17 protein-coding genes are annotated in these 16,331 nt (G+C 65.2%); 6 read left to right on the top strand and 11 right to left on the bottom strand.

The annotated features are described in order from the left end of the window. Window positions 1-17 precede the first annotated feature (17 nt). The gene (locus AC1DKD_RS03930; RefSeq protein WP_477142958.1) at window positions 18-1,091 is read right to left on the bottom strand and encodes a zinc-binding metallopeptidase family protein; all 1,074 of its coding nucleotides are present in this window, start codon (window positions 1,089-1,091) and stop codon (window positions 18-20) included. 53 nt (window positions 1,092-1,144) lie between these two features. Next, complete coding sequence (locus tag AC1DKD_RS03925; RefSeq protein WP_441625913.1) at window positions 1,145-1,354, bottom strand: DUF2188 domain-containing protein; 210 nt, start codon at window positions 1,352-1,354, stop codon at window positions 1,145-1,147. Window positions 1,355-1,542: 188 nt separating this feature from the next. On the opposite strand from AC1DKD_RS03925, the gene AC1DKD_RS03920 reads away from it, so the two are divergent. Next, window positions 1,543-3,021, top strand: coding sequence for a dipeptidase (locus tag AC1DKD_RS03920; RefSeq protein ID WP_441625911.1), 1,479 nt, complete (start codon window positions 1,543-1,545; stop codon window positions 3,019-3,021). On the opposite strand, the gene AC1DKD_RS03915 is transcribed toward AC1DKD_RS03920, so the two are convergent. The 5 genes from AC1DKD_RS03915 to cyoA all read right to left on the bottom strand — a co-directional run bounded on the left by AC1DKD_RS03915 (window position 3,018) and on the right by cyoA (window position 7,964). Further along, window positions 3,018-3,737 (bottom strand): SURF1 family protein, encoded by a 720-nt coding sequence (locus AC1DKD_RS03915; RefSeq protein WP_441625909.1) that lies wholly within the window; start codon window positions 3,735-3,737, stop codon window positions 3,018-3,020. The two genes, AC1DKD_RS03920 and AC1DKD_RS03915, sit on opposite strands and share 4 nt — an antisense overlap. Before the next feature lie 65 nt (window positions 3,738-3,802). Beyond that, window positions 3,803-4,189 carry a cytochrome o ubiquinol oxidase subunit IV gene (gene cyoD, locus AC1DKD_RS03910; protein WP_441625907.1) on the bottom strand — a complete coding sequence of 129 codons (387 nt, stop codon included), beginning with the start codon at window positions 4,187-4,189 and terminating at the stop codon, window positions 3,803-3,805. Continuing rightward, window positions 4,186-4,842: a cytochrome o ubiquinol oxidase subunit III gene (cyoC, locus tag AC1DKD_RS03905; RefSeq protein WP_441625905.1), complete on the bottom strand. Its 657-nt coding sequence runs from the start codon at window positions 4,840-4,842 to the stop codon at window positions 4,186-4,188. Before cyoC ends, cyoD begins: the two co-directional genes overlap by 4 nt. After that, on the bottom strand, window positions 4,835-6,838 hold the full coding sequence (gene cyoB, locus AC1DKD_RS03900; protein WP_477111125.1) for a cytochrome o ubiquinol oxidase subunit I: 2,004 nt from the start codon (window positions 6,836-6,838) through the stop codon (window positions 4,835-4,837). Before cyoB ends, cyoC begins: the two co-directional genes overlap by 8 nt. A 52-nt stretch (window positions 6,839-6,890) precedes the next feature. Beyond that, a complete protein-coding gene (gene cyoA, locus AC1DKD_RS03895) occupies window positions 6,891-7,964 on the bottom strand; it encodes a ubiquinol oxidase subunit II (protein ID WP_477142957.1) in 1,074 nt (357 codons plus the stop codon). A gap of 140 nt (window positions 7,965-8,104) precedes the next feature. Here cyoA and AC1DKD_RS03890 point away from each other — a divergent pair, with 140 nt between their 5' ends. Further along, window positions 8,105-9,430, top strand: coding sequence for an MFS transporter (locus AC1DKD_RS03890; protein ID WP_477142970.1), 1,326 nt, complete (start codon window positions 8,105-8,107; stop codon window positions 9,428-9,430). A gap of 132 nt (window positions 9,431-9,562) precedes the next feature. On the opposite strand, the gene AC1DKD_RS03885 is transcribed toward AC1DKD_RS03890, so the two are convergent. After that, window positions 9,563-10,675: a CoA transferase gene (locus AC1DKD_RS03885; protein WP_441625899.1), complete on the bottom strand. Its 1,113-nt coding sequence runs from the start codon at window positions 10,673-10,675 to the stop codon at window positions 9,563-9,565. 7 nt (window positions 10,676-10,682) lie between these two features. Then, entirely contained in the window at window positions 10,683-11,390 is a 708-nt protein-coding gene (locus AC1DKD_RS03880; protein WP_441625897.1) for a Bug family tripartite tricarboxylate transporter substrate binding protein, read from the bottom strand. Window positions 11,391-11,439: 49 nt separating this feature from the next. Here AC1DKD_RS03880 and AC1DKD_RS03875 point away from each other — a divergent pair, with 49 nt between their 5' ends. Next, on the top strand, window positions 11,440-11,940 hold the full coding sequence (locus AC1DKD_RS03875; RefSeq protein WP_441625895.1) for a LysR substrate-binding domain-containing protein: 501 nt from the start codon (window positions 11,440-11,442) through the stop codon (window positions 11,938-11,940). A 155-nt stretch (window positions 11,941-12,095) separates the two neighbouring features. After that, window positions 12,096-12,815: a YceH family protein gene (locus tag AC1DKD_RS03870; RefSeq protein WP_441625893.1), complete on the top strand. Its 720-nt coding sequence runs from the start codon at window positions 12,096-12,098 to the stop codon at window positions 12,813-12,815. Window positions 12,816-12,881: 66 nt separating this feature from the next. Here AC1DKD_RS03870 and AC1DKD_RS03865 read toward each other — a convergent pair whose 3' ends face one another. Continuing rightward, window positions 12,882-13,352, bottom strand: a complete 471-nt coding sequence (locus AC1DKD_RS03865; protein ID WP_441625891.1) for a hypothetical protein — start codon at window positions 13,350-13,352, stop codon at window positions 12,882-12,884. Between the two features lie 545 nt (window positions 13,353-13,897). Here AC1DKD_RS03865 and AC1DKD_RS03860 point away from each other — a divergent pair. After that, the gene (locus tag AC1DKD_RS03860) at window positions 13,898-14,026 is read left to right on the top strand and encodes a hypothetical protein (RefSeq protein WP_255350714.1); all 129 of its coding nucleotides are present in this window, start codon (window positions 13,898-13,900) and stop codon (window positions 14,024-14,026) included. Between the two features lie 63 nt (window positions 14,027-14,089). On the opposite strand, the gene AC1DKD_RS03855 is transcribed toward AC1DKD_RS03860, so the two are convergent. Beyond that, on the bottom strand, window positions 14,090-14,980 hold the full coding sequence (locus AC1DKD_RS03855; protein ID WP_441625889.1) for a LysR family transcriptional regulator: 891 nt from the start codon (window positions 14,978-14,980) through the stop codon (window positions 14,090-14,092). Between the two features lie 144 nt (window positions 14,981-15,124). Here AC1DKD_RS03855 and AC1DKD_RS03850 point away from each other — a divergent pair, with 144 nt between their 5' ends. Next, the gene (locus AC1DKD_RS03850; protein ID WP_477142956.1) at window positions 15,125-16,246 is read left to right on the top strand and encodes a TauD/TfdA family dioxygenase; all 1,122 of its coding nucleotides are present in this window, start codon (window positions 15,125-15,127) and stop codon (window positions 16,244-16,246) included. Window positions 16,247-16,331: the final 85 nt, after the last annotated feature.

The raw sequence follows: 16,331 nt of genomic DNA, 5'->3' as shown, positions 1-16,331 counted from the left end.
ATGGTGCGGAAACGGGTCTACGGTGCAGGCAAAGGCGCTTGTGGCCCCGCCGACACCACGTCATGCACGAAGCGAAGCTTGTCCACGACAAGCGGCGACAGCGCAAACGGGTAGCCATCCGGCAGCCCCAGGCTCCGGTTCAGGCTGTTGAGCACATAGGTGAGCGGAAACCACCGGTTCATGAGGCTGTCGAAGCTCGCATCCTCGACCGGCGTCTGGTCCGTCAGGGTCGGCTCCCCGGCGCTGCTTGGCTTGAGTGCAAGCCCGCACGCCGCGGCGGTGTCCACGGTATCGACAATGTGCAGGTAATGCGCCCAGGTTTCGGCCCAGTCCTCCCACGGGTGCACGGCCGCGTAGGCGCTGACGTAGGTCTGCTCCCATCCTTGCAGGACACCCAGGCCGTAATGCGCCTGCAGCRCCGCCCCATAGTCGGCCCGCTCATCGCCGAACCGCTCCCGGAACGCTTCCAGCCAGCGCGTGCCGGCAATCAGGCGGTCGAAATAGTAGTGGCCAATCTCGTGACGGAAGTGGCCGAGCAAGGTACGGTAGGGCTCACCCATCCGGGAGCGGGTCATTTCACGATGGGCATCGTCGGCTTCCGCGATGTTCATGGTGATGATGCCMTTGTCGTGCCCCGTCATCACGCGTTTGCCACCGGCATCTTCGAGGAAATCGATCTGCAAGCCATTTTCGGGATCTTCCTCCCGGGACACGACGGGCAATCCCAATGCCACAAGGGTATAGAGCACGCGGCGTTTCGCGGTCTCCAGGCGCGCCCAGTACAGGCGGTTGTTTGGCATCGCGAGATTTGGCGTGGTGCGGGTCAGCTTGCAGGCCTGGCAAAGCGCATCCTCCGAACCAGCGGGGATCATCCAGTTGCACACACCGTGCACCGCATAGTTTTCGCACTGCTTGTAGAGCCGGTCGTCCGCGCCGGCATGCAGGCTCCGCCACACGTTGCCTTCGGCGGGTTCGAAGGCCCTGATCTGCGCGTCCTCGCAGACGTAGCCAAGGAGGGCATTGCAGCGTTCACAGATGACATTCTCGAAGAAGACATGGTTGGAGCAATTGCCGCAGTGATAAGTCTTCATGAACGGTTTGACTCAGTAGGGCACGGCGCAGCCAGGCAGAACCGGGCAACAGGTCACGACGCGATGGGATCGGCCGCCGCCACGCAAGGCGGGTTTTCCTCGTGCCCGCGGATCACGAGCGATACGCCTCGCCTGGCAGCCATCACGGCGCCGATGCTCGCCGCCTCCTCGCGTGTTTCGTACTGAAGAATGGCCGTGGCGGCGCCATCGACCTTCAATGCCCAGCCCCCGCCTGCGGGGAATACTACGAAATCGCGAAACATCTGTTTCTCCGGCTGCGTGCGTTACAGGAAGGGTAGGCAGTGCGCGCCCGTCCGGCAATTGGGCGCCGTCCTACAAGCCCGGTACCGGGAGCCACCCGCGCATTTCGCCGCGATATCATGTGGATCGCAAGCAAGCCATGCCTGACCGGCCAACGCTCAGGTCCGAATGCCCAACGCGTGGAGCGGCAATGCAGATCGAGCAGATTGCGCAGATTGACTGGACGACAATCCGTACCGGCGCGGCCGACGCGCTGCATGACACCCTGGTCGAGGTGACAGGCTGGATGATGCCGCTGGATCCCGCGGAAAAGACTGCCGACTATGCCTTGCTCACCGCCGAGGCGCCATGCTGCGGCGGGTGCGTGCCACGCGATCCGCTGGCCTGCATCGAGGTGTACCTCGCGGCGCCGCTCGCGCGGCAAGAGCGCGCTGTTTGCCTGCGAGGGCGTTTGCTGCGGCTGCGCGACGATCCGGCGGGCTGGCGCTATCAGTTGGTGGAAGCCTCGGCGCTTGCGCCCGCGCCGCAAGCAGGGGTGGCGCCGATCAGCCGGCGCGTGTTCCTGGCGTCCGGCGCGGCGCTCGGGCTTGCCGCCTGCGCGCCGGGACGCTTCGCCGGCTACACCGAAGCGCGCGAGTCATCCGCGGCATCCGCCCCACAAGCGGCTGACGCTGCCGCCAGATGGGCGCCGCCCGCCAACGCGCTGACGATCGACATGCACAGCCACGGCGGCCGCGTGACCGTCTCGCGCGATCCCGCCATCGGCGCGGACCGTCCCTTCCAGCCTCTCGCCGCGCCGATGCGCGCCGGCGGCATGAACGTGATCTGCCTGGCGATCGTGACCGACACCACCGTCACGCGCGTGTCCGCGGACCGCTCGCGCTTCGAAGCGTGGCGAGCGCCGGAGGAGGGCGAGCTTTACGCGCTCGGCGTGGCCGAATTCGCGCGCGCGCACCGGCTGATCGAGCGTGAGCAGATGCATGTGGTGATAGACGCGGCGTCCCTGGCCGCCCGTGGCCGCGCCGGGCCGTGCGCGATCATCGCTTCCGAAGGCGCCGATTTTCTTGAAGGCAGACTGGAGCGCGTCGACGAAGCGTACGCGATGCACCAGTTGCGCCACCTGCAGCTGACGCACTACCGCGTCAACGAACTCGGCGATATCCAGACCGAGACGCCGGTGCACGGCGGCCTGACGGATTTTGGCGCGGAGGTGGTGCGGCGCTGCAATGCGCGGGGCATCGTCGTCGACGTCGCGCACGGCACCTATGCGCTGGTGAAGCGCGCCGCGGCGACGTCCACCAGGCCGCTGGTGATCTCGCACTCCGCGCTGGCGACGCGTCCGGGCACGCGCAGCCGGCTGATCACGCCCGACCACGCCCGCGTGATCGCCGGCACCGGCGGCGTGATCGGCGTCTGGCCCAGTTCGGGCACCTTCCGCGACCTGCGCGCAATGGCCGAGGGCATCAAGCGGATGGCCGACGTGGTTGGCGTCGAACATGTCGGCCTGGGCACGGACATGCTCGGCTTTATTTCCCCACCGGTGTTCAGGAGTTACGAGCAATTGCCTTCGCTGGCCGATGCGCTGCTGGCGGCGGGCTTCACGCAAGACGAAATGAACGGGATTCTCGGCGGCAACTACCGGCGGGTATTCGAAGCCTCGGTCGGCTAGGCGCCGCCGCGCAGCCGCCGGTATTCCTCGCGGCCAACATAGCACGCGGCGCCAGCCGCCATCAGCGCCAGTACGTACCAGGTAATGGCATAGCCGAGATGGTTGTTGTTGAAGGTGACCACCGTCAGGCCGCCTTCCGGCCAGACGCGCTTGCTGCCTTCGCCGCCCGGCGCGGCCGCATCCGCGTCGATGAAATACGGCGCCACATTCGAGAGCCCGCGGGCGGCGGCAATGGCGGGCACATCGCGCCCGTACCAGAGGCCGGCCGCCGGGTCGTTGTGGCGCAGGAATCCGTTGCCGGGCTCGCTGAAGCGCAACAGGCCGGTCACCGTGGTCTCTCCGGCCGGGTCGCTCCCGCTGCGTGTGGCGCGATCGCGCTGCTCCGGCGGCACAAAGCCCCGGTTGACCAGCACCACGCTGCCGTCCGCCGCGCGCAGCGGCGTCAGCACCCAGAAGCCGCCACCCAGTTCCGTCACGGCCTGGACCAGGGTCTCGCGGTCATGCAGGAACGTGCCGGTCACTTGCACGCGCCGGTATTCGTCGTCCGTCTTGTTCAGGCGCGGCCACTGACCGGGGCCCGGCGCCGCTGTGGCGGGGGCATGCACCCGCTGGTTCACGCGTTCGATGAGGTCGAGCTTCCAGGCGCGCCGCTGGACTTGCCAGGTGCCAAGCGCAGCCAGCCCGGCAACCGCGATAGCGGCAATCAGGGCCAGCACGATCAGTGCACCGGCGGTTCGTCTGCGAGTTGGGGTCGGGCGGGCTAAATCTTGTTGCGGGAGAGTCAAGGCAGGTTCTTCATATCGTGCATCGGCATCATGTTCTGGTCGAGGTGGAACATCACCCATAGCGAGCCAGTCAGCGCGATGACCACCAGCACGATGGTGAAAATCAGCGCCAGCATGGTCCAACCGCCTTCCGACCTGGCATTCATATGCAGGAAATATATCATGTGCACGACGATCTGCACCGAGGCGCAGGCCAGCACGAGCAGCGCCGTGGTGCTGGACTTGTCGAACACCTTTGCCATCACCAGCCAGAAGGGGATGGCCGTCAGGATCACCGCGAGCACGAAGCCCGTCATGTAGCCCCTGAAGGTGCTGGGGGCGTGGTCGTCGTGGCCATGGTGGTCATGTCCATGGGCATCGAGGGCATTGTCATGCGCGCTCATGGCAGCACTCCCATCAGGTAGACGAAGGTGAATACGCCGATCCAGACCACGTCCAGGAAGTGCCAGAACATGGACAGGCACATCAGCCGGCGCTTGTTTTCCGGAATCAGCCCATGCTGCCCGACCTGCGCCATCAGCGTGATCAGCCAGACGATGCCCACGGTCACGTGCGTGCCGTGCGTGCCCACCAGCGTGAAGAACGAGGACAGGAAAGCGCTGCGCTGCGGCCCCGCTCCCTCGTGGACCAGGTGCGCGAACTCGTAGAGCTCGATGCCGATGAAGGTGGCGCCCAGCAGGCCGGTAATGCCGAGCCAGATCAGCGTCGTGCGCGCCTTGTCCTTCTGCATCTCCAGCACGGCGAAGCCGTAGGTGATCGACGACAGCAGCAGCATGGTGGTGTTGAGGGCGACCAGCGGCAGCTCGAACAGCTCGGCGCCCGTGGGACCGCCGGCATAGCGGCGGCCCAGCACGCCATACACGGCGAACAGGCAGGCAAAGATGAGGCAGTCGCTCATCAGGTACAGCCAGAAGCCGAGCAACGTGCCGTTCTGCGGATGCACCTCGCTCAGTTCATGAAAACGGAGCGCTTCCGCGCGCGTCCGCTCAGGCAGGCTGGTGTCGCCGCTGCCGTAGGGGAGAGAGGTTTCAACCATGGCTGGCAAGCAGGCGCGAGCGCTCTGCCTCGGTGCGGACGACAACGTCGGCCGGGATGTAGTAGTCGCGCTTGTAGTTGAAGGTATGGCCGATTGCCACTGCCAGGGTGGCAACGAACAAGACCACGGCGATCAGCCACATATGCCAGATCATGGCAAAGCCGAACAACGTGCTGAGGCCCGCGATTATGATCCCGGCAGCGGTGTTCTTCGGCATGTGGATCGGTATGAAACCCTGCTGCGGGCGCTGGTATTGCAGGGACTTCATCTGCCACCATGCGTCGTTGTCGTGGATGACCGGCGTAAAGGCGAAGTTATAGGCGGGCGGCGGCGAAGAGGTGGACCACTCCAGCGTGCGGCCGTCCCACGGGTCTCCGGTGGTGTCGCGCAGCGACTCGCGCCGGCGGAAGCTGACCACCAGCTGGATCAGGAAGCTGCCGATGCCGAGCGCGATCAGCAGGGCGCCGAAGGCCGCGAGCTGGAACCAGATCTGCAGGGACGCATCCTCGAAATGGCTCATGCGGCGCGTGATGCCCATCAGGCCGAGCACATAGAGCGGCATGAAGGCAACGTAGAAGCCAACCAGCCAGAACCAGAACGAGCACTTGCCCCAGAAGGGATCGAGCCGGTAGCCGAAGGCCTTGGGGAACCAGTAGGTAATGCCGGCCATCATCCCGAACAGCACGCCGCCGATGATCACGTTATGGAAGTGCGCGATCAGGAAGAGGCTGTTGTGCAGCGAGAAATCGGCGGGCGGCACGGCCAGCAGCACGCCGGTCATGCCCCCTATGACAAAGGTCACCATGAAGCCGATGGTCCAGAGCATCGGCACCTCGAAGCGGATGCGCCCGTGGTACATGGTGAACAGCCAGTTGAACATCTTCGCCCCGGTCGGGATCGAGATGATCATCGTGGTGATGCCGAAAAAGGAATTGACGCTGGCGCCCGATCCCATGGTGAAGAAGTGATGCAGCCAGACGAGATAGGACAGCACCGTGATCACCACCGTGGCGTACACCATCGACGCATAGCCGAAGAGGCGCTTGCCGCAGAAGGTCGACACCACTTCCGAGAAGATGCCGAAGGCGGGCAGGATCAGGATGTACACCTCCGGGTGGCCCCAGATCCAGATCAGGTTGATGTACATCATGGCGTTGCCGCCGAGATCGTTGGTGAAGAAATTGAAGCCCGCGTAGCGGTCCAGCGCCAGCAGGGCCAGCACGGCGGTCAGCACCGGAAAGGCGGCGATGATCAGCACGTTGGTACACAGCGCCGTCCACGTAAAGACCGGCATCTTCATCATGGTCATGCCCGGCGCGCGCATCTTCACGATGGTCACGAGCAGGTTGATGCCCGAGAGCAGCGTCCCCAGCCCCGCGACCTGCAAGCCCCATATGTAGTAATCCACGCCCACATCCGGACTCTGCAGGATGCCGGACAGCGGCGGATAGGCCAGCCAGCCAGTGCGCGCGAACTCGCCCACGAACAGCGACATCATCACCAGCACGGCACCGCCGACGGTCATCCAGAAACTGAAGTTATTGAGGAAGGGGAAGGCCACGTCGCGCGCGCCGATCTGCAACGGCACCACGAAGTTCATAAGCCCGGTGACCAGCGGCATGGCCACGAAGAAGATCATGATCACGCCGTGGGCGGTGAAAATCTGGTCATAGTGGTGCGGCGGCAGGTAGCCCAGCGAATCGCCAAAGGAGACCGACTGCTGCAGGCGCATCATGATCGCGTCGGCAAAGCCCCGCAGCAGCATGACGATGCCAAGCACGACATACATGACGCCGATCTTCTTGTGGTCGATGCTGGTGAACCACTCGTGCCACAGGTACCCCCACACCCGGAAGTACGTCAGCGCGCCGACCAGCGCCAGGCCGCCGGCCGCGACCACCAGGAAGGTCACCAGCAGGATGGGCTCGTGGAAGGGAATCGCTTCCCAGGTCAGGCGGCCAAATATCAGCTTCGCAAGGTCAAGGTGCTCGGGCATGGTGGTCACCAGGGCCGCAGGGGCGTTGTTGCGGGAATCGGGGAGCGGCGGGTCATCGCTGCGACACCCTCGCGGATGCTGCGGCGGGACCATTGCCGATGCCGGCGGGGTCGCCCGCGGTGCAGATGGGGCCGGTTCGTGTTCCGGCCCCGCCCTCGAGCGCGGCCACATCGAAGGACCGCGGCTTGCCCTGCCCGCGGCTCGCGCTCATGGCCATCATGTCCTTGATGCAGGGGCGATTGGCTTCCACGCAGCGGTTCAGGATCGCATCGTACAAGCCTGGCGCCACGCTGGCGTATCGGCGTACCGGCTCCAGCTCGCTGGGCTTTTCCAGCTGCAGGTAGGCGTCGCGCGTCAATACGCCACCTCCGGCCTTGGCCTGCCGGACCCAGCGCTCGAACTCCTCGGTGCTCATGCCATGGAACTTGAAGTACATGCCGGAGAAGCCCGCGCCGCTGTAGTTGGCGGAGAAGCCCTCGTAGACCCCGGTCCGATTGATGACGGCGTGGAGCTGGGTCTCCATGCCCGGCATGGCATAGACCTGTCCCGCCAGCGAGGGGATGAAGAAGGAATTCATCACCGTGGAGGCCGTGATCTTGAAACGGATCGGCTGGTCCACCGGCGCCGCCAGTTCGTTGACCGTGGCGATGCCCAGCTCGRGGTAAAAGAAAAGCCACTTCCAGTCCAGCGCGACCACCTCGACCGTCATTGGCGCCACACCCATGGGCACATCGCGCTGTGCGTCGATGCGGCTCAGCGGCTGGTAGGGGTCCAGCTTGTGGGTGCTGACCCAGGTCAGCGCGCCCAGGGCGATGATGATGAGCAGCGGCGCGGCCCAGATCACCAGTTCCAGCAAGGTGGAATGGTCCCAGTCCGGCTCGTAGACCRCCTCCCGGTTGGCGGCGCGGTAGCGCCACGCGAACAGCAGCGTCAGCGCGATCACCGGCAGGATGATCAGCAGCATCAAGCCGGTTGAAATGATGATTAGATCACGCTGCCTGACCGCAAGGTCGCCGGCCGGGGCCAGCAATACCGCGTTGCAGCCCGCCAACAGCAGGATGGCAGGAAGCAACAGCCACCCTCGCCTTGCGTAGCGGGATGGCACTCTCCGAATGCGAAATTGCATAGCCGTGGAAGTGATCGTTGAAACTACGCCGATGGTCTGGCCGCGGAAACTCAACATTTCCTATGGCACTGTAGTCAAAGAAGTGCCATTCTTAAAGGAGTGACACAAAACGCCACCCCGAACCACGAGAGGGCCTGATGATGTCAAGCGTTACGCACCAGCACGACCCGTCACCATCCCCGGCCCTGACAGAGCGCGAAGCCATGCACCGGGAGGTCGCTCCGGGAGAGATCGCCGCCGGCGTCGTCATCGGACGCGCTTCCGAGTATTTCGACTTCTTCGTGTACGGCATCGCCTCGGTGCTGGTCTTTCCCTCCGTCTTCTTCCCCTTCGTCAGACAGCTGGACGGACTGCTGCTCTCCTTCACCATCTTCTCTTTCGCGTTCATCGCCCGGCCCTTCGGGACGGCGCTGTTCATGGCCATCCAGCACCGCTGGGGGCGCAGCATCAAGCTGACGGCGGCGCTGTTCGTACTGGGCACGGCTACCGCGGGCATGGCGTTCCTGCCTGGCTTCGACACGCTCGGGCGTACGTCCATCGTATTGCTGGCCCTCCTTCGCATCCTGCAGGGCATCGCACTGGGCGGCTCGTGGGACGGGTTGCCTTCGCTGCTGGCGTTGAATGCCCCGCCACACCGCCGGGGCTGGTACTCGATGCTGGGACAGTTGGGCGCGCCAATCGGCTTCCTGATCGCCGGTTCGTTGTTCCTCTTCCTGCGCGTTACCCTGGAGTTCGATGAGTTCCTGGACTGGGGCTGGCGCTATCCGTTCTACGTAGCGTTCGCGATCAACGTGGTTGCCCTGTTCGCGCGCCTGAGGCTGGTGGTGACCCGTGAGTACACCGAGTTGCTGGACGAGGGAGAACTGGAGCCGATCAACCCGGTCGCATTGCTTCGCGCGCAGGGCTACAACCTCTTCATCGGTGCGTTCGCCGCGCTGGCGAGCTATGCGCTGTTCCATCTGGTCACCGTGTTTCCGCTGTCGTGGGTCGCGCTGCACGAGACGCAGGACATCAGCTCCGTGCTCATCGTCCAGATCGCGGGCGCGGGGATCGCCATGGCGGCCACCATCGCATCCGGACTGATCGCGGACCGCATCGGCAGACGCACGACGCTGGCGCTGATGGCGGTGCTGATCGCCATATTCAGCTTGTTCGCGCCCTACCTGATGGACGGCGGCCCGGCCCGGCAAGACATGTTCATCCTGATCGGCTTCGGCTTGCTGGGCTTGTCTTATGGGCAGGCCGCGGGCGCCGTCACGGCGAACTTCGACGCCAGGTTCYGCTATACCGGCGCGGCGCTGACTTCCGATTTCGCGTGGCTGTTCGGGGCGGCATTTGCGCCGCTGGTCGCGCTGGGGTTGTCGGTGGAGTTCGGGCTGGTTGCTGTCAGCGGCTATCTGCTTTCCGGAGCGGTGTGTACATTGCTGGCGCTCTGGTTTAACCGGAAGATGGAGGCGCGCGACTGACTCGGCCGATGGCGCGCTGCATGACCCACCCGAGCACCTGGGAGTTGCCGTTGTCGTAGCGGAACGGGCTCGCGCCATGCTCGCCCGCCGGTTGCGCGCTCATCAGCTCCGCTCGCGGCAAGGCGAGATGGATCAGGCGCCGGAACGCACCCGGAAACCTAGCCCCGGTGACAGCACCGCAGCTTCGCCGTCGCGCAGTTCGACGGCTTCCAGGCTGCCGTTGGCCATGGACTCGGCGGCGAACTCGGCGATATTGCGCAAGCGCGCGGCCGGGATTCCGCAAGCGTTGAGCCGCACTTCAAGCTCCGCGGCATTGCCATCGGCCAGCACGGCAGCCAGCGCATCCTTGAGCGCCGCTGGATCCAGCGATCGCACAAAGGCAGGCAGATCGCTGCTCTCCAGCTGCGGGTTGAACAAGGCGGGGTCTCTGGCGAGATAGCCAAGCCCGAGCGCCTCCAGCAATGCCAGCAGTTGCCTTGGCGTATTCGCGCCGATGGCCAGCCAACCGTCCCGCGTGCGGAAGAAATCGGCCGAGGGGCTGCCCGAGTAGCCCTGGTTCCCCTGCCTGGCAGGCGTGGCGCCGCGCGTGAGCGCGTCGCAGGTCATGGGATACATCAGTTGCATGCCGGCGCTGGCCATGGAGATATCCAGCAGCATGCCGCGCCCGGTGCGCTCGCTCTCGCGCACGCCGGCGAGAATGGCAAAGGCGGCGAGCAACCCCGTGGCGGAATCGATCACCGGGAAGCCGGTCTTGATCGGCGGATCGCCTTCGTTGCCGGCCATGAACGCCATGCCGGTAGCGGCCTGCACCACATGGTCGTAGGCGGGCCGGTCCTTCCAGTCCGGCGCGCCGCGCCCGAAGCCGGAGATGCTGCAGTAGACCACGCGCGGGTTGCGTGCGCGCACCGCCTCGAAGCCCAGGCCGAAGCGCTCGAGCACGCCGGGCCGCAGGTTGTCGACGAAGACATGGCAGGAGGCTGCCAGCTTCAGCGCCTGTTGCCGGCCTTCCTCGCCGGACAGGTCGATGGCAAGCGTGGATTTTCCCGCGTTGAGCGCGACAAATCCCTCGCGGCCCCGGCCGGCGCGGCGCATGACGTCGCCGCCATTGGCGTTTTCGACCTTGGTGACATTGGCACCCAGCTGGGCAAGCAGGAAGGTGGCAAAAGGACCGGCGATGACGTGCGAGAAATCGAGCACGCGGATACCGGCGAGCGGGCTGAACGCATGGGTAGCGGTGTTAGGCATGGCAAGCTCATTCAATGGTGATGTGGTTCTTGTCGATCACCTGCCGCATCCTGGCGGTTTCTTCGGCGATCAGGCGGGAGAAGGCTTCCGGCGTCGGGCTCGGGTCGACCAGAGCGCCCGTCTCGGCGTAGAAGCGGCGCAACTCCGGATCCGCCAGCGCCTTGAGCATGGCGCCGTGCAGGCGCGCCACCAGCGGCTTCGGCAGGTTCGCGGGAGCCCAGATGCCGCTCCAGGCGTCGAGCGTCAGATTGGTGCGGCCGAGCGCTTCATTCAGCGTCGGTACCTGGGGCAGCGTGGGAATCCGGTGCGCCGAGGTCACCGCGAGCGCCCGCACCTTGCCGTTGGCGATCTGCGGCACCGCGGTGGCTGCCACAGGGAAGCCGAACTGCGTATCGCCCTTGATCAGCGAGGGCACGATCTCCACCGACCCCTTGTAGGGAATATGGACCACGTCGATGCCTGCCGCCGACGCGAATGCCGCGCCGGAGATATGCGCGGCGGAGCCCACGCCGCCCGATGCGTAGTTCAGCGAGCCGGGCGAGCGACGCGCGGCGGCCACCAGGTCCGCCACCGTGCGGTACGGAGAATTCGTGCCCACGACAAGCACGGCCGGGCTGATGCCGATGCGGATCACGTGGGTGAATGTTGCAGGGTCGAACTTGACTGCCGGCTGCAGCAGCTTTTGCGCGACATGCGTCGAGGCGCCCAGCAGCATCCTGCCGCGCCTGCAAGTGCGGGAATACACCGTTAGCGGACTGTTCGGCATGCTCTCCCGGGGTGACCTCGACTGCGTGGTGGGGCGGCTTGAAACCGGTCATCCCGAGCAGTGGCAGGAACGCCTGGACATCACGCCGCTGTGGGACGAGCACCTGGCAATCGCATGCGCCCCGGACCATCCGCTGTCCCGGCGCCGCGAGGTAAGCCTGTCGGCATTGCGCGAAAGCCCGTGGATACTGCCGCCGCGCGGCACGCACACCCGGGAGATATTCGAGCAGCCGTTTCTCGACGACGGCCAGCTGCCGCCCGTGCCGCATATCGAATCGATCTCATTCCACAGCAGCTTGTCGATGGTGGCCACGAGTGATTTCCTGGCCGTTGCGCCGGACAGCGCCGTACGGCACTACAGCGCGATGTCGATGGTGCGCAAGGTACGGCTGCGCACGCCTTTCGCCTCCGGGCGGATGGTGTTCATCACCCAGCGGGATACGGCGTCACCAGCCGTTACGCTGATTGCCACAGCCCTGCGGGACGCGGGAAATCCATAGCGCAGGAATCCCGCGTCAAACGGCAAGGCAGCGTTGACCGCACCGATCGCCCGGCACCCGGCTTCCGACCGGATATCATATGGCCACCAGACAAAGCGCTCCAGACTGACTCACGATCGGGCTCGAGCAAGCAGCTTCACCTTGCGATGCCACCCATGACCACCTCCGATTCCGACACTCCCGACACTCCCGACACCCCCGCGCGCCCAGCCATCCGTTCCCTGACCCAGCTTGAAGGGCGCGTGCTGGCCGTACTTGTCGAGAAGCAGCACACGGTGCCGGACACCTACCCGCTGTCGCTCAATGCACTGGCCTCGGGCTGCAACCAGAAAACCGCGCGCTCCCCGGTGATGAATGCCAGCGAGGCCGAGATCCTTACCGCCATCGATGGCTTGAAACGCCTGAGCCTGGCGATGGAAGGCAGCAGCAGCCGCGTGCCGCGCTTCGAGCAAAACATGAAGCGCGTGCTGGGCATCCCAAGCCAGTCGGTCGCGCTGCTCACCACGCTGCTGCTGCGGGGTCCGCAGACGGCGGCTGAACTGCGGCTGAACTCCGCGCGCCTGCATGCTTTTGCCGATATCTCGTCGGTCGAAGTATTCCTGGAAGAACTCGCCTCCGCCGAGCCTCCCTTTGCGGTGAAGCTGCCGCGCGCGCCCGGCGGGCGCGAGCATCGCTGGATGCACCTGCTCTGCGGCGAAGTCAGCCTCGACGATATGCCAGAGCGCAGCGCCACCGACGAGTCGGTCCCGCCTTCGGAGTTCGAGGCACTGAAGGCCGAGCAGAAGGAGCTGGCCGAGAAGGTGGCACGGCTGCAGGCGCTGGTTGAGCGCATGGCTGGCGAATTGGGGATATCGCTCGACAAGAACGGCCTATAGCCCAAGGGACCCGGCGTCCGTGACATGAATGCCGGGCTCCGTCCCGCGAATCCGAGACGGACCGGCTTAGCCCAAGACCGCTTTCGCCCGGCGATAGACGTGGACAGGCATCCCGACTGCCAGCCACCCCCATCCGCAAAAACTGACCCAGAAGAAAACCGGATGGCTCTCGGGAGAGATCAGCGTGCCACTACGAGACAGCGCCAGGATTCTGTGCTCGGCGAAGCCGCGCCATACGCAGTAAATAGCAAACGCCGTGACCGGCAGCGCGATCAGCGTCAGCAACACGAACTTGACGCGAAGCCAAAGCCGCTGCGCATCTTCGCTGCTCTCCAGCCACCCGGCAAATACGCCACCAATGGTAAAGCCGATACACGCCAGTACCGCCATTCCAAAGCCGATCGGAAGGCCTATGTAAAGGCCCACCAGGAAAATGGCGGTCCATGATGACTCGATACCCGGACGCAGCGAAAGCAGCAGGCCCAGGGGAATCGCAAGGGCGACGGCCCATTTCAGGCAGAAGAACGCGTACCGCATGCGAAACCTGCTGACAGGCTCGGAAGCCTGGCGGACCGGACTAAGTTGCATCATGTTTTTTGGGCAAGGTGGAACTACGGCATTCAAGCGATGGCAGCCTGGCAGCAGGTCCGCAAGGAATACGGGATCAGGCGTCCTGGCAACCGCCTTTGTGGAGGAAACCAGCGGGAGGCTATCACACGCTTGTGACGCAAGCAGCGCTCGCAGACCTGTATAAACGCCACAACAGTCGACATTGGCTCGGCAAGGACTTGCGGCGTATGATCGTGAATAGCCGCTCCAGATCAACGGCGACGCCGCAAACCAGAACTGCCGCGGCTTCGCCAGGCGCCTCATTGCAGGCACCATATTGGCGCTGCAGCCGGGCACACTACTTGTCACAATAGTGTCGTTTGAAGGCAGCGATAATTTGCAGTCCAAACACGTTGAGGCCGTTGACGATGCGCGTGACGATTCGCACGATTACGATTCCGGGAAGCCAGGGCCGGGCCGCCCTTCACCAGGCCGTTGTGTACGCGACTACGGAGCAGGAGGCCACGCCACTCATGACGAGTGACTGGAGCCAGCGCGAACCGGAAGTCTTCATGGCTGCCCAGACCTGGGCCAGGCGCAATACCTATATCGTATCCAACCCCCGCACCGGCGCGTATTACGGCAGTCCCGCCGCCCGCTAGTCCGGGGCCACGCGGCGCCTCGGCCATGCCGATAATGTATGGACATGGCGCATTGCCCGCAATCTACATTGCCGCATAGGCGGAACGCCCGCCCAGCGTTGCGGTCATGGCCTCGTGCAGCGCCAGCAGCAGGCGGCTGTCTTGGTCGGCCTTGCGGATGACCAGTGAGATCCGCAGCGTAGGCGCGTCGGCACCCAGCCGCACGATCCGCACCGGATAGATCTGGCAGATACCGGGATCCATCAACTGCACCAGCGAGACGCCAAGCCCGGCGCTGACCATGGCGACGATGGCGGGCACGGTGTCAAGTTCCAGGGTGCTGCGCTTATCGGGCATGCGGGCGTGGACATAGCGCGCAGCCATTGCGCCGGTGGCCGTGCCGCGGTCGTAGCGGATCCAGTCATGCCTGCGCAGCAGCGCCTCCGCCGAATCCGGGCGCTCCCCCGGTGGGGCCACCAGCACGATTTCCCGTTGCGTGAGCGGATGCCAGCGCAGGCTGGCCAGGCGGCCTTTCTCGGGCTGGGCCACCACCGCCGCATCGAGTTGGCCAGCCTTGACGGCATCCATCAATCCCGCGCTGCGCCCGCGTATGGGCCGCACCGCCAGGCGCGGGTAACGATCCCTCAAGTAGCGCATGGTGCCGGGCAACAGCACCGGCTGGATCGATTCGATCATCCCCAGGCGCAAGGTGCCTTCGATGGCGACCGACGTGCGTCGCCGCAAGGCATTGAGATGGTGCAGCCCGTCGCGCATCGCTGCCACCACCTCAACGGCCGCCGCGGTCGGGCGCACCTGCAGGCCGGAGCGGTCGAAGAGCGTCTGGCCCACGTACTGCTCCAGCTGCTTCATCTGCATGCTCACGGCGCTGGGGGTGAGATGCATCACCGCCGCGGCCGCGGCGAACGAGCCCTCCTCGATCACCGCCTGGAGGGTGGAGAACGCTTCGAGCTTCATCAAGATTCCTTATGTAAGGCGCGAATTTTCATCACTATTTCTTGGCTCTCGCGCAGCTTAGACTGGTCTCAGGGCACAACGCAAGATCGGCAAGACCGCTGCGATTGCGCCAGCGATACCCATCAAACGGAGACCAAACCCGCCATGACCGCCTTCAGCCCCGCCGCCTGGCATGCCCCGGATGCGCAAAAAGATACCTCGTGGATTCAACGCCTGTCGGCCGATGAGGTGGCCAGTTTCGACACCGCGCTGGCGCATGCCAAGGCCACCGGCAAGGCCTTTCTCGACCTGGCGCAGGAGGACTTTCCACTCAGCCCCGCGGCGCGGGCAGCGCTGGACCGGGCCATCGCCGCCACGCAAGGCCGGTGGGGCATGTGCCTGCTCAAGGGCTTTCCGGTCGACAAGTGGACCGAGGACGACACGCGCCTGGCCTACTGGTGCATGGGCCTGCACATGGGCGTGGCGCGCACGCAGAACCGCGCCAGCGAATTCCTCAATGATGTGCGCGATATCGGCGCGGCCTACAAGACCAGGAACGGGCGCGGCTACAACACCAATGCCGCGCTGGACTTCCACACGGACTCCAGCGACGTGGTTGCCCTGCTGTGCCGCCGGGCGGCCAGGAGCGGCGGGGAGAGCAAGGTGGTCAGCTCGATCGCATTGCGCGACGAGGTACGGCGCAGGCGGCCGGACCTGGAGCCGGTGCTGCGCCAGCGCTTCTACTTCAGCTATGAGGGCGCGCAGGATCCGGCCCAGCCGCCGTATTACGGCTTGTCCATCCTGGGCAACCACCCGGACCATTTTGCGTTCCGCACCAACCGGAAGAATATCGTCGCCGCGCAAGCGGACTTCGACACCGTGCCTCGCCTGACCGGCCCGCAGCAAGACGCGCTGGACCTGCTCGACGAACTGCTGACGGACCCGCAACTCTGCTTCTCGATGTCACTGGAACCCGGCGACATGCAATTGCTGAACAACTACGTGACGGTGCACTCGCGGACCCATTTCGAGGACTACGAGGAGATGGACCGCAAGCGCCATCTGTTGCGGCTGTGGCTGGCCGTGCCGTCGGCGCAGGCCTTGCCCGATGACTGGGCCGAGTATTTTGACGACGTGCGTGCCGGCGCGGTCAGGGGCGGCCTGCGCGGCGCCGCGCGGCCGGAAGCGTTTGCCGTGTTCGAAGCGCGGCAGGCTGCGGCGATGGGCATGCCGTTGCGGGCATGGACGCCCGGCGTGCCGGCGCCAGCATCGGCAATGGCGGACTGATCCTGCCGCCAGGTAGCAAGTAGCAAACACGCCCCACGCGGCGGGCTCGATCCCGCCGACGCACTATAACGACAAGCAAGAGATG

This window comes from Cupriavidus sp. 05T313 (assembly GCF_056396665.1).
Note: the sequence above shows the minus strand (reverse complement) of the source record. Positions and strands in the feature narration are given on the sequence as shown.